General features: G+C 71.9%; 19 protein-coding genes. 7 read left to right on the top strand and 12 right to left on the bottom strand.

From position 1 onward, the window contains the following. Window positions 1-114: 114 nt before the first annotated feature. Complete coding sequence (locus ACIOD2_RS03845; RefSeq protein WP_400533996.1) at window positions 115-876, bottom strand: DeoR/GlpR family DNA-binding transcription regulator; 762 nt, start codon at window positions 874-876, stop codon at window positions 115-117. Between the two features lie 167 nt (window positions 877-1043). Then, on the bottom strand, window positions 1044-2252 hold the full coding sequence (locus tag ACIOD2_RS03840; RefSeq protein ID WP_400533993.1) for a cytochrome P450: 1209 nt from the start codon (window positions 2250-2252) through the stop codon (window positions 1044-1046). Between the two features lie 104 nt (window positions 2253-2356). Here ACIOD2_RS03840 and ACIOD2_RS03835 point away from each other — a divergent pair, with 104 nt between their 5' ends. Continuing rightward, window positions 2357-3532 carry a CaiB/BaiF CoA transferase family protein gene (locus tag ACIOD2_RS03835; RefSeq protein WP_400533991.1) on the top strand — a complete coding sequence of 392 codons (1176 nt, stop codon included), beginning with the start codon at window positions 2357-2359 and terminating at the stop codon, window positions 3530-3532. Here the strand turns inward: ACIOD2_RS03835 and ACIOD2_RS03830 are convergent. Further along, window positions 3517-3975, bottom strand: coding sequence for a GNAT family N-acetyltransferase (locus ACIOD2_RS03830; RefSeq protein WP_400533989.1), 459 nt, complete (start codon window positions 3973-3975; stop codon window positions 3517-3519). The genes ACIOD2_RS03835 and ACIOD2_RS03830 overlap by 16 nt on opposite strands. 107 nt (window positions 3976-4082) lie before the next feature. Between ACIOD2_RS03830 and ACIOD2_RS03825 the strand changes: the two genes are divergently transcribed. From ACIOD2_RS03825 to ACIOD2_RS03810, 4 genes are all read left to right on the top strand, one after another. Then, a complete protein-coding gene (locus ACIOD2_RS03825) occupies window positions 4083-4841 on the top strand; it encodes a thioesterase II family protein (RefSeq protein WP_400533986.1) in 759 nt (252 codons plus the stop codon). Between the two features lie 72 nt (window positions 4842-4913). Then, window positions 4914-5753, top strand: coding sequence for a phytanoyl-CoA dioxygenase family protein (locus ACIOD2_RS03820; RefSeq protein ID WP_400533984.1), 840 nt, complete (start codon window positions 4914-4916; stop codon window positions 5751-5753). A gap of 116 nt (window positions 5754-5869) precedes the next feature. Beyond that, window positions 5870-6727 (top strand): NAD-dependent epimerase/dehydratase family protein, encoded by an 858-nt coding sequence (locus ACIOD2_RS03815; protein ID WP_400533981.1) that lies wholly within the window; start codon window positions 5870-5872, stop codon window positions 6725-6727. Window positions 6728-6814: 87 nt separating this feature from the next. Next, window positions 6815-6994, top strand: coding sequence for a hypothetical protein (locus ACIOD2_RS03810; protein ID WP_400533978.1), 180 nt, complete (start codon window positions 6815-6817; stop codon window positions 6992-6994). Window positions 6995-7017: 23 nt separating this feature from the next. On the opposite strand, the gene ACIOD2_RS03805 is transcribed toward ACIOD2_RS03810, so the two are convergent. The 6 genes from ACIOD2_RS03805 to ACIOD2_RS03780 form a co-directional block, all read right to left on the bottom strand. After that, the gene (locus ACIOD2_RS03805) at window positions 7018-7719 is read right to left on the bottom strand and encodes an HAD family hydrolase (RefSeq protein WP_400533975.1); all 702 of its coding nucleotides are present in this window, start codon (window positions 7717-7719) and stop codon (window positions 7018-7020) included. Further along, a complete protein-coding gene (locus ACIOD2_RS03800; protein ID WP_400533972.1) occupies window positions 7719-8600 on the bottom strand; it encodes a LysR family transcriptional regulator in 882 nt (293 codons plus the stop codon). The genes ACIOD2_RS03805 and ACIOD2_RS03800 overlap by 1 nt, the downstream gene beginning before the upstream one ends. Window positions 8601-8645: 45 nt before the next feature. Next, window positions 8646-9401: an alpha/beta fold hydrolase gene (locus tag ACIOD2_RS03795; RefSeq protein ID WP_400533969.1), complete on the bottom strand. Its 756-nt coding sequence runs from the start codon at window positions 9399-9401 to the stop codon at window positions 8646-8648. 19 nt (window positions 9402-9420) lie between these two features. Then, complete coding sequence (locus ACIOD2_RS03790; protein WP_400533966.1) at window positions 9421-9789, bottom strand: DoxX family protein; 369 nt, start codon at window positions 9787-9789, stop codon at window positions 9421-9423. A 71-nt stretch (window positions 9790-9860) separates the two neighbouring features. Continuing rightward, window positions 9861-12212: a glycosyl hydrolase family 95 catalytic domain-containing protein gene (locus ACIOD2_RS03785; RefSeq protein ID WP_400533963.1), complete on the bottom strand. Its 2352-nt coding sequence runs from the start codon at window positions 12210-12212 to the stop codon at window positions 9861-9863. Between the two features lie 111 nt (window positions 12213-12323). Then, window positions 12324-13529, bottom strand: a complete 1206-nt coding sequence (locus ACIOD2_RS03780; RefSeq protein ID WP_400533960.1) for a lipase family protein — start codon at window positions 13527-13529, stop codon at window positions 12324-12326. 111 nt (window positions 13530-13640) lie between these two features. Between ACIOD2_RS03780 and ACIOD2_RS03775 the strand changes: the two genes are divergently transcribed. Beyond that, a complete protein-coding gene (locus tag ACIOD2_RS03775) occupies window positions 13641-14237 on the top strand; it encodes a TetR/AcrR family transcriptional regulator (protein ID WP_400533957.1) in 597 nt (198 codons plus the stop codon). A gap of 23 nt (window positions 14238-14260) precedes the next feature. After that, window positions 14261-15694 carry a carotenoid oxygenase family protein gene (locus ACIOD2_RS03770; RefSeq protein WP_400533954.1) on the top strand — a complete coding sequence of 478 codons (1434 nt, stop codon included), beginning with the start codon at window positions 14261-14263 and terminating at the stop codon, window positions 15692-15694. On the opposite strand, the gene ACIOD2_RS03765 is transcribed toward ACIOD2_RS03770, so the two are convergent. The 3 genes from ACIOD2_RS03765 to ACIOD2_RS03755 all read right to left on the bottom strand — a co-directional run bounded on the left by ACIOD2_RS03765 (window position 15691) and on the right by ACIOD2_RS03755 (window position 20903). Then, the gene (locus ACIOD2_RS03765; protein ID WP_400533951.1) at window positions 15691-16452 is read right to left on the bottom strand and encodes an SDR family oxidoreductase; all 762 of its coding nucleotides are present in this window, start codon (window positions 16450-16452) and stop codon (window positions 15691-15693) included. The two genes, ACIOD2_RS03770 and ACIOD2_RS03765, sit on opposite strands and share 4 nt — an antisense overlap. An 83-nt stretch (window positions 16453-16535) precedes the next feature. Then, window positions 16536-20138: a discoidin domain-containing protein gene (locus ACIOD2_RS03760; protein WP_400533948.1), complete on the bottom strand. Its 3603-nt coding sequence runs from the start codon at window positions 20136-20138 to the stop codon at window positions 16536-16538. 330 nt (window positions 20139-20468) lie between these two features. Then, on the bottom strand, window positions 20469-20903 hold the full coding sequence (locus ACIOD2_RS03755; RefSeq protein WP_326949498.1) for a helix-turn-helix domain-containing protein: 435 nt from the start codon (window positions 20901-20903) through the stop codon (window positions 20469-20471). Between the last annotated feature and the right edge of the window lie 82 nt (window positions 20904-20985).

Genomic DNA, 20985 nt, shown 5'->3' with positions numbered 1-20985 from the left:
TGTCTCCCGTCCTCGCTCCCGGACCGGCCCCAGCGCGTGGTCCGGTCGGCGCCCACCCTGCCAGGGCGGCGGCGACCTGGCCCGGCGGAGTCCCGGGGAGCGGGAACCGCGACGTCAGACCGCGAGCACCCGGGTGCCGGCGCGACGGATCTCGTCGGCGGCCACGAGGTCGACGCGGTCGTCGGTGATCAGGGTGTCGACGTCCTCGACGTCCCCGAATCGGGCGAAATGGTCGTTTCCCACCTTACTGTGGTCGGCCAGCACGACCGTGCGCCGCGCGGCCGCGATCGCCGCGCGCTTGACCATCGCCTCCGACGAGTCCGGGGTCGTGAGGCCCCGCGCCACGGAGATGCCGTCGGTCGCCATGAACGCGACGTCGACGTAGGTGTCGCCCAGTGCCCGCAGCGCCCAGTTGTCCACCGCGGCGAGGGTGCGGCCCTTCACCCGGCCGCCGACGAGCATCACGGTCACCTTGCCGCGCCCGGACAGGGCCAGCGCGATCGTCACGGCGTTGGTCACGACCGTCAGCTCGCGGTCCACCGGGAGGATGTCGGCCAGCTCGCCGACCGTGCTGCCGGCGTCCAGCAGGATCGCCCCTTCGTCGGGCACCAGGTCGAGGGCGGCGCGGGCGATCCGGCGCTTCTCGACGGCCATCGCGGGATCCCGGTGGGGCAGTGCGAAGTCCGGCACCCCGGCGTCGACCGGGATGGCCCCGCCGTGCACGCGGCGCAGCACCCCGCGCCGTTCGAGCGCGGTCAGGTCGCGCCGGACGGTTTCCGTGGTGATCTCGAACCGCGTCGCCAGGGTCGCGACGTCCACCCGGCCGTTCGTGCGGGCCATGTCCAGGATGGCCTGATGGCGCTCCTCGGCGTACATCGTCGCACGTCTCCCTCGCGGTTTCCCGAGGTCCGCACGCTACCCACCGCCCGCGCTCGTCCACAACGGTTTCACACGGTTACCCGGGACTTCCCGGTATTCCCGTGCTCACGCTGCTGTGGACGCCCCACGTGCGAGATCATCCGGCGGCGCTGCCCTGGCCCGGGTCACCGCGTCAGGGGCAGCGCGGCCATCCCGCGCAGCGCCGGGTTCGGGCGGCGCCGCACCTCACCGCCGATCGCCAGTGACGGGAACCGCTTGCCGATCTGTTCCAAGAGGACGGTCATCTCCAGGCGGGCCAGCGCCGCGCCCAGGCAGAGGTGCAGGCCGTGGCCGAAGAACAGGCCCCGGCCGCCGTCGCGGGTGATGTCGAAGCGGTCCGGGTCGGCGAACCGCGCGGGGTCGCGGTTGGCCGCTCCGATGAGCACCACGATCGCCTCGCCCGCCGGCAGTTCGACACCGCCGACCACCGCCGGCCGGACAGCCGCGCGCTGGCTCATCTGCGCGGAACCGTCCCAGCGCAGCATCTCCTCGGCCGCCCCGGCGGCCAGCCCGGGATCCCCGGCGAGCAGGGCGAACTGCTCGGGGTGGGTCAACAGGGCGTGAATCCCGATGCCCAGCGCGCCGGCCGTGGTCTCGTAACCGCCGCCGAACAGCACGACCAGCGACCTGAGCACGTCCTCGGTGTCGGCATCGGGCCCGGCGAGCAACGCGGACGTCAGGTCGTCACGCGGCTCAGCGCGCCGCTGCTCGATCAGGCCGCCGAAGTAGGCGCGGTACTCGACGGCGGCCGCGTCGACCTCGGCGCGCAGATCCGCCGACATCGCCGGGTTCACCTGCCTGCCGATCAGGTCGGTGACCCGGCGGAGCTCGTCGTGGTCGGCTTCGGGCACCCCGACCAGGTCGCCGATCACCGCCATGCCGAGCGGGTACAGGACGGTGTCGACGAACTCGGCCGCGCTCCCGTCCGCCGTCGTGTCGGCGAACCGGTCGAGCACGCGGTCGACGGCCCGGCGGACCGCGGGTTCCAGCGCCTGCACGCGCCGGACGGTGAAGTCGCGCATCAGCAGCAGTCGTTCGCGGGTGTGCTCCGGCGGGTTCTTCCACGGCAGCAGCTCGGCCAGCAGCACCATCGCCGGGTTGTCACGCCAGCCCGGCCGGTGCTCGTCGCGCCACTGCGCGTCCAGCACCAGGAAGTTCGCGCCGTCGGCGAGGATCGGCTGGCAGTCGGCGAACCGGCTGAGCACCCAGCTGTCGTAGACCTCACTGCGGAAGACCGGCGCCTCTTCGCGCAGCTTCGCGTAGACGGGGTACGGATCGGCGAGCCCGGCCGGGGTGGCCAGGGACAGCAGGGCTTCGTCGGCAGCTGCGGACACGGGGGTTCCCTCCAGTCGCGGTTCGGTGCCCGCAGTGTTCTCCCCCGCGCCGGGGCCGGGGCAGGGTCCGGGCCCCGGCTTCACCCGGATGGCAGGATGCGGAAATGCCTCAGCTGCCCCTCGACGGCGTCACCGTCGTGTCCTGCGAACAGGCGGTCGCCGCGCCGCTGGCCACCCGGCACCTCGCCGACCTCGGGGCGCGGGTGCTGAAGATCGAACGGCCCGGCGGTGGCGATTTCGCCCGCGCCTACGACGAAACCGTGCACGGCCTCTCCAGCCACTTCGTCTGGCTGAACCGGTCCAAGGAAAGCGTCACGCTCGACCTGAAGAGCGACGCCGCGCCCGCGATCATGGCCCGGCTGCTCGACGAGGCCGACGTGTTCGTGCAGAACTTCGCGCCCGGCGTGGCCGAACGGCTCGGCCTCGGCGCGTCCGGGATCCGCGCGACGCGGCCACGGCTGATCACCTGCTCGGTGTCGGGCTACGGCTCCAGCGGCCCGTATCGCGACGCCAAGGCGTACGACCTGCTCATCCAGTCGGAGGCCGGGCTGGTGTCGGTGACCGGCACCGAGGCCGAGCCGGCCAAGAGCGGCATCCCGGCCGCGGACATCGGCGCCGGGATGTACGCCTTCTCCGGCATCCTTTCCGCGCTCTACGACCGTGAACGCACCGGTGTGGGCACCGAGCTCGAGGTGAGCCTGTTCGACTCGCTGGTCGAGTGGATGGGCTTCCCGCTGTACTACGCGGGATACGGCGGCACCCCGCCACCGCGGACCGGCACGAGCCACCCGGCCATCGCGCCCTACGGCACCTTCACCGCGGGCGACGGCACGGAACTCGTGCTGGCCGTGCAGAACGACCGCGAGTGGGCGGCGTTCTGCGAGCACGCCGTCGCACGGCCCGCCTGGGTGACCGACGAGCGGTTCGCCACCGGCAGCGCGCGGGTCGCGCACCGCGCCGAGCTGGAGGAGGAGATCGCCGCGATCTTCGCCGCCCTGACCGGCCCGCAGCTGGAAGAGCGCCTGACGGCCGGCCGGATCGCCCACGCGCGCCGCCGCGAGCTGCCGGACGTGCTGACACACCCGCAGCTCACCGCCCGGGACCGGTTCGCCGAGGTCGGCACGCCCGCCGGGCCGATCCGCGCGACCCTCCCGCCGATCACCGTGCCGGGCCGGGCACCGCGGATGGACGCCGTCCCGGGCCTCGGCGAGCACACCGACGCCGTGCTGACGGAGTTCGGGTTCGACGCGGAAGCGTTGCGGCGTCAGGGTGCGGTGTAGCGCATCGCGATCTTGTGCGGCCGCGGCCGGCCGGTCTCGCGGAAGCCGAGCCGTTCGTAGAACGCCTTCGCGCGCGTGTTGACGTCGAGGACCTCGAGGACGACGTCCTGGCCACGCGAAGCGGCTTCGGCGGTCAGCGCCTGGACGACGTGCCCGCCGATGCCGCGGCCCTGGTGGTGCGGCTCCAGCTCGATCCGGCCCAGGACGACGTCGGCCCCGGTGTCGTCGACGACCAGCGCGCCGGCGTCGTGGCCGTCGACGGTGATGATCTGCGTGCGCGCCGCGTCGAAGTGCTCCTCGTGATACGCGCGTTGCGTCGGCTCGTCCCAGCCCCAGACCGCCTCGACGTACTCGCCGAGAGCGGCGCGGTGCAGCTGGAAGCAGAACTCGTCGTCACCCGATCGGGGCTGGCGCAGGCCGACCTGCCGCGTCTTCCGGGCCACCGGCGCCTCTCCTGTCGGGCGCAGTCCGGCGAAACTGGCGAAAGCACCGGACCGGCCGTGTTTCACTGGTCTCGACGACGATATCCCGACCGCGGAGGACGGACGACTTGCGCAGCGACGACGGCGGCACGGCGGCCTGGGTCCGCCGGTTCCACGACGCCACCGGCAGCACCGCCCGCCTGGTGTGCTTCCCGTACGCCGGCGGGTCGGCGAGCTTCTTCCACCCGGTTTCCGCGCGCTTCTCCCCCGGCACCGAGGTCGTGGCGCTGCAGTACCCGGGCCGGCAGGACCGGCGGCGCGAGCCCTGCATCGACGACCTCGGCAAGCTCGCCGACGAGATCGCCGACCGGCTCGCCACCTTGAGCGCCAAGCCGACCGTGTTCTTCGGGCACAGCATGGGCGCGGTCCTCGCGTTCGAGACCGCGTACCGGCTGGAGCAGGCCGGGACGAACGCACCGGCCACCGTCGTCGCGTCGGGCAGGCGGGCGCCGTCGACCCGCCGCGAAGACCGCGTCCACGAGCGGGACGACGAGGGCCTGATCGCCGAGCTGCGGCTGCTCAACGGCACGGACTCGGCGGTCTTCGGCGACGACGAGCTGCTGCAGCTGGCGCTGCCGTCGATCCGCGGCGACTACACCGCGATCGAGACCTACCGCTGCGAGCCCGGCCGCCGGATCGCGGCCCCGATCGCCGTCCTGACCGGCGACAGCGACCCGAAGACGACGCTCGCCGAAGCCGAGGCCTGGCGCGAGCACACCGAAGGGGCCTTCACGCTGCGAGTGTTCGCGGGCGGGCACTTCTTCCTCGCCGACCACCAGGCCGACGTCACCGCGGAGATCGCCGGGCACCTCGACGTTCTTCGCTGAACCCTGGGGTTTTCCCGAGCCGCGTGGTGCGACGGTGGCTGTCACGGACACCGCGAGGCACCAGGAGGCGCCATGGCCCTGCTGACCCGGCTGACCAGCAAGTCCACTGTGGAGGACGTGAGCGAGGTCCTCGACCGGGACGGCGTGGTGGTCGTCGAGGACCTGGTCGACGCGACCACCCTCGAGGGCCTGTGGGCGGACCTCGGCCCGGCGCTCGACGACGTCGTCTACGGCGACAACATCTTCTCCGGCCAGCGGACCAAACGGCTGTGCTCGCTGTTCGCGCGGAGCCGCCACACGGCCGACGTCCTGCTGCACCCGCTGTTCCTCGGCGCGGCCCGCAGGCAGATCTCCCGGCCGTCGCCGGAGTGGTTCGGCACGAACCTCGCGGGGGTGGCGCCGGGCGTCCAGGTGAGCAGCACCCAGGTGGTCCAGATCCGGCCGGGCGAGACCGCGCAGCCGGCGCACCGGGACGACGTCGCGCACCTGCTGCGCGGCACCGGGCACCCGAGCCGGGTGCAGATCATGGTGGCGCTGGACGACTTCACCGAGGACAACGGCGCCACGGTGTTCCGGCCGGGCAGCCACCGGTGGGAGCCGGAGCGCGACCCGCGGCCGGGCGAAGCGGCGGCGGCGGAGATGACGCCGGGTTCGGCGGTGCTCTGGGTCGGCGGGCTCCTGCACGGCGGCGGCGCGAACCGCACCGGCGAGGCGCGCACCGGCCTGACGATCGGGTTGACCCGCGCGAACCTGCGGCAGGAGGAGAACCAGTACCTCGCCGTGCCACCGGAGATCGTGCGCGAGTACCCGGAGGAGGTCCAGCGCCTGCTGGGTTACGACCTCTGCCCGCCCTTCCTGGGCTGGTACGAACACCACGACCCGCGTTCGGTGCTGGAGCAGCCGCGCGTCTGAGCCGCTCGCGGCGTGATACCCCGCGGGCATCACAGCGGACGGGAAGGGTCTTGGACGCGGGACCGGGCCTCGCGGAGAGTCGGAGGGGAACCACCCCGACCACGAAAGGTCCCACGATGAAGGTCTTCCTCACCGGCGGCTCCGGCTACGTCGGCCGCCCGACGGTCCGGGCGCTCGTCCGGCACGGCCACGAGGTGAGCGCCCTGGCCCGCAGCGACGCGGCGGCGTCCGTCCTCACCGGCCTCGGCGCGCGTCCGGTGCCCGGCGGCCTGACCGACACGGACGTGCTCCGCGCGGCGGCCGCCGAAGCCGACGGCGTCATCCACCTCGGCCAGCACTACGGTCCCGACACCGCGGAGGTCGACCGCGCCGCGGCCGACGCGCTGCAGGACGGCCTCGGCGACCGCGGAACCTACGTCCACACCGGCGGCGTCTGGGTGTACGGCGACACCGAGGGCGTCGTCGGCGAGGACGCCCCGCAGCGCCCGCCGGCGATCACGGCGTGGCGCCGCGCGAACGAAGAGCGCGTCCTGTCCCGCGGCGGGAACCCCGTACTGGTGATGCCCGGCCTGGTCTACGGCCACGGCGGCGGTCTCGCCGAGACGTTCTTCGTCGCGCCGGGCCGCGAAGAGGGTTCGGTCCCCCTCATCGGCGACGGCGCCAACCACTGGGCCGTGGTGCACGCCGACGACATCGCGGAGCTGTACGCGCTCGCCCTGCAGGCGCCGCCGAAGTCGGTGTACGCGGGGGTGAGCGGGCAGAACGTCCCGCTGGCGGAGATCGTGACCGCCCTTACCCACGCGGCGGGCTGCCCGGACCAGGTCACCCGCCTGACCTACGCCGAGGCGTCCGAGCGGATGGGGCCGATCGCGGAGGCGTTTGCCCTGGACCAGCGGCTGACCCCGGCCCGCGCACGCCGCGAACTCGGCTGGACGCCCCGGCACCTGGACGTGTTGACCGAGTTGCGGGGGTAAGGGCTCGTCCTTCGAGGGATGCGTGAACGCCCGATGCGGCAGCCCCGGCCTCAGGCCGAACGTGGACTCCGACGAAAGAAGGAGACCATGCGAGGCGACTGGATGTACGACTGGGTGCGGGTGGAGATGGACTACCGCGCCGGCCCACGGCCGGTGTCCCCCCGGCGCACCGAGCGCAAGCCGGCCCGGCACTGGCGGGCGCTGTGGGCGGGGTTGTTCGCGGGGCAGCGGCCGGTCGGGGTGCCGCACGGGAGTTCGGTGTCCTAAGGCTTTGCGGGGGACCCCGCCCGCTAGCGGCTCAGGTGGCCAGGGGTCCGGCCATCCTCTTGAGCCGCGGCGTGGACCTGTTCGACGACCGGGACCAGGCCGGCGAGTCCGGGGAGCACCGCGTCGGCGACCGCCGGGTCGTGGGGTTCGGCGTGCCGGTTGATCCAGACCCGCGGGATGCCGAGCGCCCGCGCCGGGACCATGTCGTGGAAGTGGCTCTGCGCGACGTGCACCCAGTTCTCGCGGGTGGCGCCGAACGACGCGGCGAACCGCTCGAAGTGGGCGTGGCCGGGCTTGTAGGAGCCGACGTCCTCTGCGGTCACCACGGCGTCGATCGGCACGCCGAGCCGTCGCTGGGTTTCGCCGATGAGGTCACGGTCGCAGTTCGTCAGCAGGGCCAGCCGCCAGCCCGCCTCGCGCAGGCCCGTCAGCGCGGCGCGGGTGTCCGGGAAGACCGGCCAGTACGGGAGCCCGGTGCCGAGCACGGACGCGTCGTCGGCGACCAGGTCCAGTCCCGCCTCGGCCGCCGTCCGGCGCACCGACTCCGCCAGGACCTCCCGGTACCGCCGCACCGGCACCTCGGCCTGGACCTGCGGTTCGATCCGGTTGTAGACCTCCAGCAGCTCGGCGCCGCGGCCCGGGTACAGCAGCTCGATCCCGGTGGCGATGCCGTGGCGCCAGTCCACGAGCGTGCCGAAGCAGTCGAAGGTCGCCCAGCGCGGCATTACGCGTCCTCTCGGTCAGCCGGTGTGAGCGTCGCGAAGATCTCCGCGAACTCGTGGACGAGACGGGAGCGCCGGGCGGCGATCCAGGCGAGGCACACCTCGTTGGGCGGCAGGTCCTCGACCGGCACGTGCGCGACGTCGGCGCGGGTGTAGTACTCCGAAGTGGACAGGGGGACGACCGCGATCCCGCGCCCCGCCGCGACGTGCTCCAGCTTCTCCTCGACGCTCCCGAACCCGCGCCGTGACGGAGCGGCGCCCTCACGGAACTCGACCGCGATGTCGCGCCACTCCGGCACCGCGTCCGGGTCGTTGAGGAGGTGCTCGTCGGCCAGGTCGCCGACCAGGACCGCGTCCTTCCCGGCCAGCCGGTGGTCGGCCCGCAGCACCGCGACCCGCGGCTCCCGGAACAGCGGCCGCACGGTCAGCCCGCGCCGGTCGATCGGCAGCCGGACCACGCTGACGTCGGCGCGGCCGTCGTGGAGGACGTCGACCTGGTCGTCCCAGGTGGTCCGGACGAGGTCGACGGCGAGGCCGGGGTGCCGCGCGGTCAGTGCGCGGACGGCCTCGGTGACCGTGATGCCCGGCATGAACCCGACGGTGAAGGCCGCATTGCCCCGCGCCGCCGTGGCGACGCGCCGCTGCAGGCCTTCGGCCGAGGCCAGCAGCGGCCGGGCGTCTTCGAGCAGCTGACGGCCGGCGTCGGTGAGTTCGGTGGATCGCCTGTCCCGCAGGAACAACTGCGCCCGCAGCTCGCCTTCGAGCGCGCGAATCTGGCGCGACAGCACCGGCTGCGCGATGTGCAGCCGGGCGGCCGCGCGCCCGAAGTGCAGCTCTTCGGCCACGGCGACGAAGTACCGCAGCTTCCGCAGATCGACGTCCACCGGCGGCCTCCCGAGGTCTGAGACCTTCAGGGTATTACGGCCCGCCTACGCGTGAGCCTTCAGGAACCGCGCCAAGTGCGGGTTCACCTCATCCGCGTGGGTGTAGCTCAAGAAGTGCGCCCCGCCCTCGACCACCACCGGCTCCGCCGCCCCCGGCAACGCCGCCGCCAGTTCGGCCGCCCGCTCCACCGGGTACGCGAGGTCCGCCGTTCCGTGCAGGACCAGGGCCGGGCACGTGATCTCCGGGACCCGGTCCAGCACCGCGTCGCGGTCCACCAGGGCCGTCATCGTCCACGTCAGCTGGTCGGGCGCCACCGACGCCCAGCGCTGCTTCCACTCCCCCACCTCGAACGCGCCGAAGCAGATCGTCGCCACGCCGTCGAGGACCTCCGGTGGGGCGCCGCCCGTGACCCAGGCGTCGAGGACCGCTCGGTAGCCCGCCGCCACCGCCGGGTCCTCCGCCGCGGCCGACGTGCCCAGGACCGCCAGACACGACACCCGGGAAGGCGCCAGCAACGCCAGCCGCAGCGCGACGAACCCGCCCTGGCTCGTGCCGACCACCGCGGCTCTGGACACGCCCAGGTGATCCAGCACCGCCAGGACGTCCCGGGCGACGTCCCAGTAGTCGAACGGGCCCTCCGCCGGGGTGCCGCCGTGGCCGCGCTCGTCGATCGTGATGCGGCGGAAGCCGTCCAGCGCGGGCAGCTGCGGGGCGAACATGCGGCCGTCCATCAGGAAGCTGTGCAGCAGCACGACCGCCGGGCCCGGGCCGCCGTCGTCGGTGAAGGCGGGGAGCGTCATCGATCCTCCGGAAGGGAACTCAGCCGGCGAACCGGCCCACGGCGACGAACGCCGCCAGCACCAGCAGCACGACGTTCATCGGCAGCGCCTTGGTCTCCTTGCGGCGCGCGTGGACGATGATCGCACCGATCTGGACGATCGCCAGTCCGGCCGCGGCCAGCGGGGTGAGCACCCGCGCGATGTCGAGCGCCCACGGCAGGATCAGGCCGATCGCGCCGACGATCTCGATCGCGCCGATCCCCTTGATCGCCGCCGCGGAAAAGTCCGCCGTCCACCCCATGTTGGGGTTCTCCAGCAGCTTCTCCCGCGGCGTCACGAGCTTCATGCCCCCGGCGCCGAGGTACAGCGCGGCCAGCACGATGGCGGCGATCCACAGGGCGATGTTCACGGTCACTCCCAGGTCCGGAAAGGTGCCAGAAAAGATGATTGAACACTACATCTCTTTCCGGAGAGTAGACCTCAACTTGGCTTGACCGTGACCGACCCGCCGGGCCGCAGGGTGACGACGCGCTTCCAGGCCCCGGCGCGCACCTCGGTCCGCGTGCCGCCGACGCTGCGGATCACCGCCCGGGTCACCTTGCCGTCGCGCCAGGCGACGTCGACCTCGAACCCGCCGCGCGCGCCGATCCCGCTCACGCTCCCCGAGCGAGCCCACGCCGACGGCAGCGCGGGCAGCAGCTCCAGCACACCCGGCCGCGAGTACAGCAGCATCTCCAGCATCGCCGTCGGCGCGCCGAGGTTCGCGTCGATCTGGAAGATCGTGTAGCTGCCCTGGCTGTACATGTCGAAGAAGTTCGCCGCGGTGCCGTTGCCGTTGCCGACCGACGGCCGCATGACCGTGAGCAGCAGCTGGTACGCCTTGTCGGCGTCCTTCAGCCGCGCCCAGCACGCCGACCGCCACGCGGTCGCCCAGCCGAAGCTGTCCATCCCCCGCGCGGTCAGCAGGGCACGCACGCCGCCGAGCAGCTCGGCGGGTGACGTGTCCGTCGCGATCCGGTCGCCGGGGAAGAACCCGATCAGCGGCGACAGGTGCCGGTGCGTGGTCTCGCCCAGGTTGTCGGGCGACATCCACTCCTCGAGCCAGCCGGACGTCGGGCTCACCTTCGGCAGGTACAGCTTCCGCTGCAGCCCGGCGATCCGGTCGCCGTACGCGCGGTCGCGGCCCAGGGTCGTGACCGCCGCTCGGTAGTGCTCGAACAGGTCCCAGACGATCTCCTGGCTGTAGGTGTTGCCGAGGGTGTCCTGCGGGCCGTGCTCGGGTGACCAGTCGTGGTCGTCGACGAGGACCTCGCGGCCGTCGACGGTCGTCGTGACCAGCCGGGCCTCCCAGAATTCGGCGGCGCCCTTGAGCAGCGGGTAGATCCGCGCGAGGTAGGCCTTGTCCTGGGTGAACGCGTAGTGGTCCCACAGCGAGTTGCACAGCCACGCGTTGCCGGCCGGGTGCCACCACCAGCCGGAGCCGCCGTAGATGTTGGTGGAGAACGCGATCGCCCAGCCGCCGATCTTGCCGCTGGTGTTGCGGAAGCGGTTTCTCGGGTCGTTGAACAGCTTCTTCGTGGTGTCCGTCCACACGGGAAGCTGCGAGAGGCAGTAGTCGGCCAGCGCGGTGAAGCTGCCCGGCAGGGCCGCGCGGTCGGCCAGCCAGTAGTTCATCTGGACGTTGATGTCGGTGTGGTAGTCGCTCATCCAGTCGGGCGTGTTGTTGTTCTGCCACAGGCCCTGCAGGCCCATCGGCAGGCCGTCGCGCGAGCCGGTGATCGTCAGGTACCGGCCGTACTGGAGGTAGGACGCCTCCAGCTCCGGGTCGGGCGTGGCCGGGTCGTCGTGCCGTGCCACGAGCCGCGACCACGAGTCCAGCGACCGCTTCGACGCCGGGGACGAGCCCAGGTCGATGCTCAGCCGGTCGTAGAGCCGCCGGTAGTCGGCGACGTGCGTGGCGAGCAGTGCGCCACCGCCGGCCCGCAGGGCCCGGGACGCCTTCTGCTTCGACAGGACCAAAGGATCCAGACCAGCGTCGAGGAACTTCCGCGCCGCGTCGGGCACGTAGTTCGTCCCACCCGAAAGCACGATGACGACTTCGCGGCAGCTGGTGAACACCACGGTGGTCCCCTGCTGCGACACCTTCCCGCCCTGGCTCGACGCCGCCGCCGCGCACGCGTACTTCAGCCCGTTGGCGAAGGTCGCCGCGAAGGCGGGCCCGCTCAGCACCTCGTCCCGCGTCGGCTCCAAGGTGACCGTGCCGGTCAGCGTCCCCCGGCCTTCGCTGGTCAGCCGGACGACCACGACGTCGTCGGGGTGGCTCGCGTAGACCTCGCGGCGGTACCGCGTGCCCTGGCTGGTGTAGGTGACGGTCACCAGGCCGTTGCTCAGGTCGAGCGTCCGCCGGTAGTTCGTGACGCCGGTGTGCGCGGGCACCGAGATCCGCGCCTTCGCCAGCAGCCCGAGCGTGCCGAACTTCTCGCGTTCGTACGGGAACTGGCCGTCGTCTTCGAGGACGTCGTTGGCGCCGCCGGTCCAGAGCGACGCGTCGGCGAGGTACAGGAAGTCGGCGGCCGGGTCACCGCCGACGAGCGCACCGATCCGACCATTGCCGATCGGCAGGCCCTGTTCGATGATCTTGTCCTCGGCCGCGGGCGACGGGTACCACAGCGTCGTCGCCCGGCCGTCGGGGACGAGGTCCGCGGCAGCCGGGCGCACGACGTCTGCGCTTGCGACAAAAGGACGAACGCCACTCAGGGCGATCCCGGCGCCGACCGCGCCACCGAGCTTGAGGAAGGTGCGGCGCGAGGGCGGGAGGGAAGGGTTCGACATGTCGGATCCGTTCGGCGTTGAAGGCGGGGACCGGCTTGAAGCCCGCCAAACATATGACCTATCCGGATCCGAGGTCAAGATTCTTCGTAATTAATCCGATAATACGAACAGTCAGCAGCTCGACGGCGCCGGCTTCCCGGCCAGCCGGTCGTGGACGTAGGCAAGAGCGCCGGGCGCGCCCTGCACCGCGACCGTGACGTGGTCCCCGACCGGGATCCGCCGGTACTGGATGGTCACGCCCTCGGCGCAGTACTTCTTCACCAGCGCGTCCACCGGCGGCGTGAGCGCCAGCTCGTCGAAGATCCCCTGGTAGAAGTACGTCGGCGAGCCCGGTTTCCGGGTGCCCATCACGTTCTGGGCGATCACGTTCCGCACCGCCGGCACGTCGAGCAGCTGCGGCACGGTCGTGTAGTCGCTCATCCGGTGGAACGCCTGGGTCACGCTGAACTGCGCGATGCACTGCTTCCCGACGTCCTCGAACGCCTGCTTGCCTCGCGCGTTGAGCAGCGTGGCCGTGTCGATCTCCGGGAACGCGCGGCTCAGCCCGACCGCCGCGCCGATGTAGATCCCGGCGAACACCCCGCCGTCGATGCGGCGGGCGACGTACTCGATGTCCGCGGGCACCCCGCCGGCGGCGACCCCGGCGAACTTCAGCTCCGGCGCGTAGGACGGCTGGACCTCGTTGGCCCACTGGCTGGCCAGCGCGCCGCCCGAGTAGCCCATCAGCGCCGTCGGCGTCGCGGTCCCGGACAGCCCGGCGGGCGCGAACGACTGGGCCGCGCGGATGCCGTCGATGACGCCGTGCGCGGTGTTGAGCCCGGCCGTCCACTCCGAGCGCGGGCCCTCGTAGTCGGCGGTCACGACGGTGTGACCCGCGGCGAGCAGCGGCACCATGAGCGCCAGCTCCTCGGCGGGCAGCGCCGTGCCGGTGGCCAGCACGTACGACGGCGCGCAGTCGAGGCTGAGCCCGTCCTGCGCGGTCTGGTACGAGACCAGCGTCTTCGGGCCGGGCGAAGACACCGGCTGCATGATCGTCGCGACGTCGGCGATCGCGCCGCCGCGGGTGTCCGAGGAGCGGTACTTGACCTGCCAGGCCCGGATCGGCACCGGCAGGGTGAGCGCCCGGATCGTGATCGGGCGAGAGTCGAGCACGGTGCCCGGCGCGACGTCGGGGAACGGCGACGGCTGGGCGTAGAACGGATCGGCGGCGGGGTTCGGCGGCAGGCCGGCCGCGTCGGCGGCGGGCGTGGCGACCAGGGCGGCCGCGGCGAGGACCGCGACGGTGAGGATGCGGCGGATGTCGGCGTTGACAGGCACGGGACCTCCCAGTTTCGATACCGACCGGTATCGTGTGTCCGATTTACCAGATGACCTGCGTCACAGTCAACGAAGGACGCCCAGGTGAGGGAGGCGGTAGCGTGGCGCTCCATGACCGCACCCCGCCGCCGCCCGACCCGCGCCGAGACCCGGCGGCGGATCATCGACGCGGCCACCGCGGTGTTCGCGCGCCAGGGCATCGCCGCGACGTCGCTCAACGACGTCGCGGCCGAGGCTGGCCTGACCAAGGGCGCGGTCTACTCCAGCTTCGCCGGCCGGGACGACCTGGTGCTGACGATCATGGAAGAGCACGTCGTCGAGCGCATGGAGGCGGCGACGACGGCGTTCGCCGAGCTGGCCGACCTCGACGAGGCCACCACCGAGGCCGGGGCGCGGCTGCTGTCCGGCATCGACTCGGACGCGACGTGGCACCGGCTGCTGCTGGAGTACTGGGGCCTGGCCATGCGGAACCCGGCCGTCCACAAGGGACTCGCGGAGCGCCGCGCCCGGCTGCGGGAGGCGATCACCGCGGCCATCCGGAAGGCCGCCGCCCAGCACGGCCTCGAGCTCCCCCTGGCGCCCGAGCACCTCGCGGTGGTCGTGCTGGCGCTGTCCAACGGCCTCGCGGTCGAACGCGGTGTCGAGCCGGACGCGGTGCCGCCGGGGCTCTTCAGCGACGTCCTCAAACTGCTCGTGACCCCACGCTGACCACCGACGAAAGGCCTGCCACGGTGCCGACCAACCCCTTCCTCGAAGGCGGCTTCGCCCCGATCAGCCGGGAGCACACCCTCACCGAGCTCGAGGTGACCGGGACGATCCCGGACTTCCTCGACGGCCGCTACCTGCGCAACGGACCCAACCCGCTGTCCGAAGTGGACCCGGCGGCCTACCACTGGTTCATGGGCGACGGCATGGTCCACGGCGTCCGCCTGCGTGACGGCAAGGCGCAGTGGTACCGCAACCGCTGGGTCCGCAACCCCTCGATCGACGCGATCCTCGACGGCGGCCTGCCGCGCACCACCCCGCACAACCTCAGCGCCAACACCAACGTCATCGGCCACGCCGGCAAGACCCTCGCGCTGATGGAGGCCGGCGCGAACCTGTGGGAGCTGACCGACGAGCTGGACACGGTGGGGCGCTGCGACTTCGACGGCACCCTGAGCGGCGGGTACACCGCCCACCCCAAGCGCGACCCGCGGACCGGCGAGCTGCACGCCGTCTCCTACTCGCTGACCGGCGGCAACAAGGTCACCTACTCGGTGATCGACACGGCCGGGCGGGTCCGGCGCGAGGTGCCCGTCGAGGTCACCGGCGCGCCGATGATGCACGACTTCTCCCTGACCGAACAGCACGTCGTCTTCTACGACCTGCCCGTGACGTTCGACGCGGGCCTGGCGACGGCCTCGATCCCGTCCCCGGTGCTGCGCGCCACCACCCGGCTCGTGCTCTCCGCGGTCATCGGCCGGGTGCGGATCCCCGACCCGATCACCGCGCGGATGGCGTCGAAGATCTCCGCCAACGGCAGCCTGCCCTACCACTGGAACCCGAAGTACCCGGCGCGGATCGGCGTGATGCCGCGGGAGGGCGGCAACGGCGACGTCCGCTGGTTCGACGTCGAACCGTGCTACGTCTTCCACCCGCTCAACGCCTACGACGACGGCGACAGCGTCGTGCTCGACGTCGTCCGCCACCCCCGGATGTTCGACCGGCAGCTGCGCGGCCCCGACGAGGGCGTGCCGACACTGGACCGGTGGACGGTCGACCTCTCCGCCGGCAAGGTCATCGAGGAGCGCCTCGACGACCGCGGCCAGGAGTTCCCGCGCGTCGACGAGCGGCTCGTCGGCCGCCCGCACCGCTACGGCTACGCGCCGTCGGTGACCACCGGGGCGAACCCCTCGGACGCGCTGTACAAACACGACTTCTCGAACGGCTCGACGCAGGTGCGGTCCTTCGGCGCCGGGCGCTCACCGGCGGAGTTCGTCTTCGTGCCGCGTTCCGAAGACGCCGCCGAGGACGACGGTGTCCTGGCCGGTTTTGTCCACGACGCGGCGACCGAGCGCAGCGAGCTCACGCTGCTCGACGCCGCCACGCTGGAGACGGTCGCCGCGATCCACCTGCCGGACCGGGTCCCGGTCGGCTTCCACGGCAACTGGCTGCCGAGCTAGCGCTTCCGGTAGCCCAGCACCCCGGCGTCGGCCTGCTCGGACAGGTACTGGGCGAACGTGATCCGGCCGTCGAGGTGGTGCGGCGCGAGGTGCCCGCCGTCGGCGTACGCCCGGAACGTCTCCCCCGGCACCTTCACCGAGACGATCTTCCGGCGCCGCCCGCTCGCTTCGGCGACCGCCTGGGCCAGCTCGGCCGCCGCGAGGATCTCCGGTCCGCCGAAGTCGTCGACGCGGCCCGCCGGGTCGCCGGTGGCCAGTTCGGCCAGGCGCGGCGCGACGTCCCGGACGTCCACCGGCTGGAACCGGACCCGCGGCACGGGCAGCACCGGCAGCCGGGACGCGCCCGCGAACAGGGTCCGGACCAGCGCGTGGAACTGCGTCGCCCGCTGGATCGTGTACGGCAGACCGGACGCGGCGATCAGGTTCTCGGCCTCGAACTTGCTCTGGTAATAGCCGAGCGGGACACGGTCGACGCCGACGATCGAGACGTAGACCAGGTGCGGCCCGCCGGTCCAGCGCGCGGCCTCCACCAGGGTCCGCGCGAGCGCCGTCTCGTGCCGGAAGTCGGTGGCGCAGTGGACGACGGTGTCGACGCCGGCCAGCGCGCTGTCGATCCCCCGGCCGGTCCGCAGGTCGCCGGGCACCACGTCCGGGCCGGGCCGCCTGCTCAGGACGCGGACCTCTTCGCCCGCCGCGCGCAGCCGCTCGGTGACCACCCTGCCGAGCTGCCCGGTGCCGCCGGTGACCAGGATCCGCACGAGCCCACCTCCGCCATCACGCCGTCAAGGCCACCTTACGGGCGTCTGTCGCCCGTAAGGTGGCCTCGACGGCACTAGTTCGATCAGTTGCGGACGATGGTGAACGTGCTCGTCGTGTTCCGGATGTCCTGGGCGTTGTTGCTCAGGGTGAGCCCGGTGAACGTCGCCGAGCCGACGGCCGGGCCCTGGCCCGGTTCCGGCAGCTCGTTGGCCCAGATGCCGATCCCGGACTTCGCGTCGAAGGCATCACCGCTGCGCTGGGCACCGCTGATGTTCACGTTGGTGAACACGGTGTCCTGCACGGAGTTCTGCGGCTGGCCGCCGACGTAGTTCGTCTGGAACATGATCCCGCTGTAGGTCGGGCTCTGGATGTCCACATCGGACACCCGGATTCCGCGGAACTCCTTGGAAGCGGAGAACATCCAGATCGCCGGGAAGGTCTGCTGGCCCCAGAAGTGGCCACCCGCCCGGACGAGCGAGGCGTTCTGGACCGTCGTCGGCTGCGGCCCGAACCCGAGGAACGGGTAGCCGAAGTCGAGCGAGCTGATCGTGATCGCCGAGTACGTCAGCGTGTCCGCGATGTAGAGGTTGCGGAAGGTGTTGTTGTACCCGCCGTAGACCGCCAGCCCGGCCGCGCGCCACGGGGTGAGCGCGGTCAGGTTCTCGAACACGTTGTCGTACTGGTTGCCCTGGTTGATGTCCGTGGCGGCGAACAGCGCGAAGCTGTCGTCACCGGTGGACCGGGCTTCGTCGTTGACGACGTGGTTGCCGGTGCTCCCGTTCGTGAGGTTGATCCCGTCGGCGTAGGTGTCGCGGATCCGGGAGTTCTTGATCGTCGTGTTGTCCACGTTGGTGCCCCACACCATGACCACCTGGTGCTCCACCCAGATGTTGTCGATCGTCAGGTTCGAGACGTTGGCCAGGTTGAACACCTTGCCGGGGCCGTCGATGCGGGAGGTGTAGTTCCCGAACACGGCGAACCCGCTGACCGTCGACCCGTTGGCGGTCGACTGCACGTCGAAGCCGATGTCGGTGTTCTCCTGCCCGGACGGCGCGGAGAACTTCGTGAACCACGGCCCGGCGCCAGTCAGCGTGATCGCCTTGCCGTAGACGTTCACCTTGCTGGACAGCGAGTAGTTCCCGGCCGGCAGGTAGACGCCGGTGAGGGTGGTGTCCTGCCGGACCTTGTCCAGGGCGGCCTGGACGTCCTGCTGCGTGAACCCGGCCGGCACGGCGAAGTGCGCCGGGTCCGGGTTCGCCTGCGCGGTGGCCTGCTCGAAGTTCACGAAGTCGATCGCGTAGTTCGTGCTGTTCGCCGCGTCCTTCTGCAGCTTGATCTTGCTGCCCGCCGGCACGGTGGTGCCGAGCAGCGCGCTGGCCTCGTCGTAGATGTGGCGCGGCCCGGTGCCCGGTGAGTTGCCCGGGCCGGTTTCGGCGCCGTAGAGCCACGCGTAGTGCGAGGTCAGGTCGATCGCCTTGAGGAACGTGCCGTTGACGTAGACGTTGATCGTCGAGTTGATCCCGCCGCCACCCGCGGAGTCCGGGATGGAGAAGCGCGTGACCAGCGTGTTCGTCGCCGCCCGCGTGGTGAACTCCACCGAGGAGCCGGTCGAGTTCAGCGTCACGGCCTTGCGCCCGGAGGCCTCACCGGCGAGGTCGCCGATGGTGCGGTTCGGGCCGACCACGGCCGCGCCGCCCGCGAGAACGCCGTCCTCGGCCTCGTACATGTCGTAGGGCATGTTCGCGCCCTGGCCGACGAACAGCGACTGCGTGGTGGTGTTGTTGGCCTGCTTCACCGGCAGCTCGTTGGCGTCGTTCGCGACGACCGTCTTCACGGTGTACTTGCCGTTGGCCGCGGTCCACGTGCCGACGTTCACCGGCGACGCTGTCGCCCCGGCCGCGATGGCACCGGAGTACGAGCCGGTCAGCGTCTTCACGACCGTGCCGTTCGCGTCGGTGATCGTCACGGTCACGCCGTGCGCTCCCGACGCGGACGCGATCGTGCCCTGGTTGCGCAGGGTCACGCTGAAGGTCACCGTGTTGCCCGCCGACGGGTTGTTCGGCGACCAGCCGGTGGCCGACACGAGGTCGGAGCTCTGCACCGGGCTGACGACCAGGGCCGTCGAACCGGTGAACGAGTTGTTGTTCTCGTTCTGCTCGATCACGGTGTTGGCCTCGTCGACCTTCGCCGTGAGCTGGTAGCTGCCCGCGTCGCGGGTGCCGATGTTCGCCGACACCGTCGTCGACGCCCCGGCGGCCAGCGCGCCGACCGCGGCGGTGCCGACCTTCGTGGTGCCGAGGTAGAGGTTGACGTTCGTCGCGCCCGCGGCCACCGTGCCGGCGTTGCGGACGGTCGCCGACGCGGTGATGGCGTCGGTCTCCACCGGGTTCTGCGGCGACCAGGACACGCCCGAGACGGTGAGGTCCGGGTTCGGCGCGGGGACGCCGATGACCTGGAACTCCGCGGCCTGCCCGCCGCCGGCCCCGGAGTTGGCGGTGACACGCAGGCGGACGTCGGCGACGCGGCCGCTCAGCGGGATGGTGACGGTGTTCCCGGTGCTGGGGTTGAAGCTGTAGGACTGCGCGGCGGCCAGCGTGGTGAACGCCGAGGACGCCTGCTCACGGCCTTCGACGGCGATGGTCTGCGTGCGCGGGCCCCACGAGGCGTCCGGGTTCAGCTTGACGACGACCTGGCTGAGGTCGGCGTTGGAGCCGAGCCCGACGGTCAGCAGGTTCGGGTAGGTCCCGCCGCCGCCCTCCCAGTAGGTGCTGGTCGAGTTGTCGTTCGCGTTGGTCGCGACGAACGTGAACTCCGTCGACGACGCCGTGATCGGCTTGCCCACCGCGAGGTTGGTGCCGACCTGGGTGCCGTTGCGCGTCACGGTGTTGCTGTTTCCGGACACGTTGCCCGCGGCGTCCTTGGCCCGGACGTAGTACGACACGGTCGTGCCGTCGGGCTGGCTGTCGGTGTAGGTCAGCACGTTCCCGGCGACGCTGCCGCGCAGCGCGTTGTTGGCGTAGACGTCGTAGCCGGTGACGCCGATGTTGTCGGTCGAGGCCGACCAGGTAAGCCGGAGCTGGCCGCTCGCGGGCGCGGTGTAGGCGAGGTTGCCGGGCGCGGACGGCGGCTGCGTGTCCCCGCCGGAGGTGCTGCCGTGCACCTCGAACTCGGACAGCTGCCCGGCCGGCCAGCCCGTGTTGGCCGTGACGTTCAGCCGGACGTAGCGGGTGCTCGCGGTGAGGTTGATCGTCACCGTGTTGGCCGTCGCCGGGTCGAACCGGTAGCCGGCGGAGGCGACGAGGGTGCTGAAGCTGCTGCCGTTCGTGCTGCCCTGCACGGTGAGCGTCTCGGTGCGGGCTTCCCAGCCCGTCGGCAGCTTGAGCACGAGCTGCGCGACGTCCGTGGTCGCGCCGAGGTCGGCCTGGACCCACTGCGGGAGCTGGTTGTTGACGCTCTCCCAGTAGGTGGCCTGGTTGCCGTCGCCGACGTTGGCGGCGGGGTACTCACCCAGCTGGCTGCTGGCGGTGTAGGTCGCGGAGGCGGCCTGAGCCGCGGGCTGGACCGCCTGGACGGCGGCGGGGGCGGTCGCGGCCGGGACGGCGCTCGCCGCGACGGCGGGTGCCGCCAGGAGGAGGGACAGGGCGGCGAAGGTCGCCGCGCGCGACAGGAGTCGCTTCGTTCTCATGGGGTTCCTCGGATCCGGGGAGGAGGGGAGACGCGTCGTGCGAGCACCGGCCCGCGGGGGCGGGACGGTGCGAGACCAGGGAACGGGGAGACGCGGCGGCCGGGGCCGGTGGCGCGCGCGGGCAGGACGAAGCAGCCGTCATGGACACCTCGGCGTTGAGGAGCTGGGCGGGATCTTCCTGACTCCTGCCGAGATTTCTCGCGCGGTTGTCAGGTTCTTGCACTGATTCGTTCAAGAGTTACAGTGACGAGGGTCTCAAGTCAACGCCCAAACGTCGGAAGGCCCCCTCGCGAGCGCGAGGGGGCCTTCCGGGAACCGGAGGTCGGAACGTCAGTGCACGGCGCCCAGCCGGATCGCGTGGGTGCCCGGGGCGTTGACCGGCTCGCCACAGTGCTCGCAGACCGTCACCGCGCGCAGTTCGGCACCGCAGGCGTGGCGCCACAGCGTGGGCGGTTCGCCCTGGTGGACGTACTTGTCCCCCCAGGCCATCAGGCCCAGCAGGATCGGCTGCAGCGCGCGGCCGGCCTCGGTCGGGTAGTACTCGTGGCGCGGCGGGTGCGCCTCGTACTGGACCTTCTCGAGCACGCCGGCGTCGACGAGCTTGCGCAGCCGCGCGGCCAGGATGTCGCGGCTCGCGCCGGTGTTCTCGGCGATCTGGTTGAACCGCCGCTCCCCCAGCATGATCTCGCGCAGGGCGAGCAGGCTCCACCGCTCGCCGACGACCTCGAGGGCCTCCGCCACCGAGCACTCACGACCACGCCGCACGACGTCACCTCCTGGGGTTGAAAATCCAACCTAGCACGTCAAGGTGTGTGACCTACCGGACAAGCGAGTTGTGCAATCCAAC

Origin of the sequence: Amycolatopsis sp. NPDC088138, assembly GCF_044741685.1 — a bacterium.
In the GTDB taxonomy this organism is placed as follows: Bacteria; Actinomycetota; Actinomycetes; order Mycobacteriales; family Pseudonocardiaceae; genus Amycolatopsis.
The sequence above is the reverse complement of the archived record's forward strand: the minus strand, read 5'-3'. Positions and strand labels throughout refer to the sequence as shown.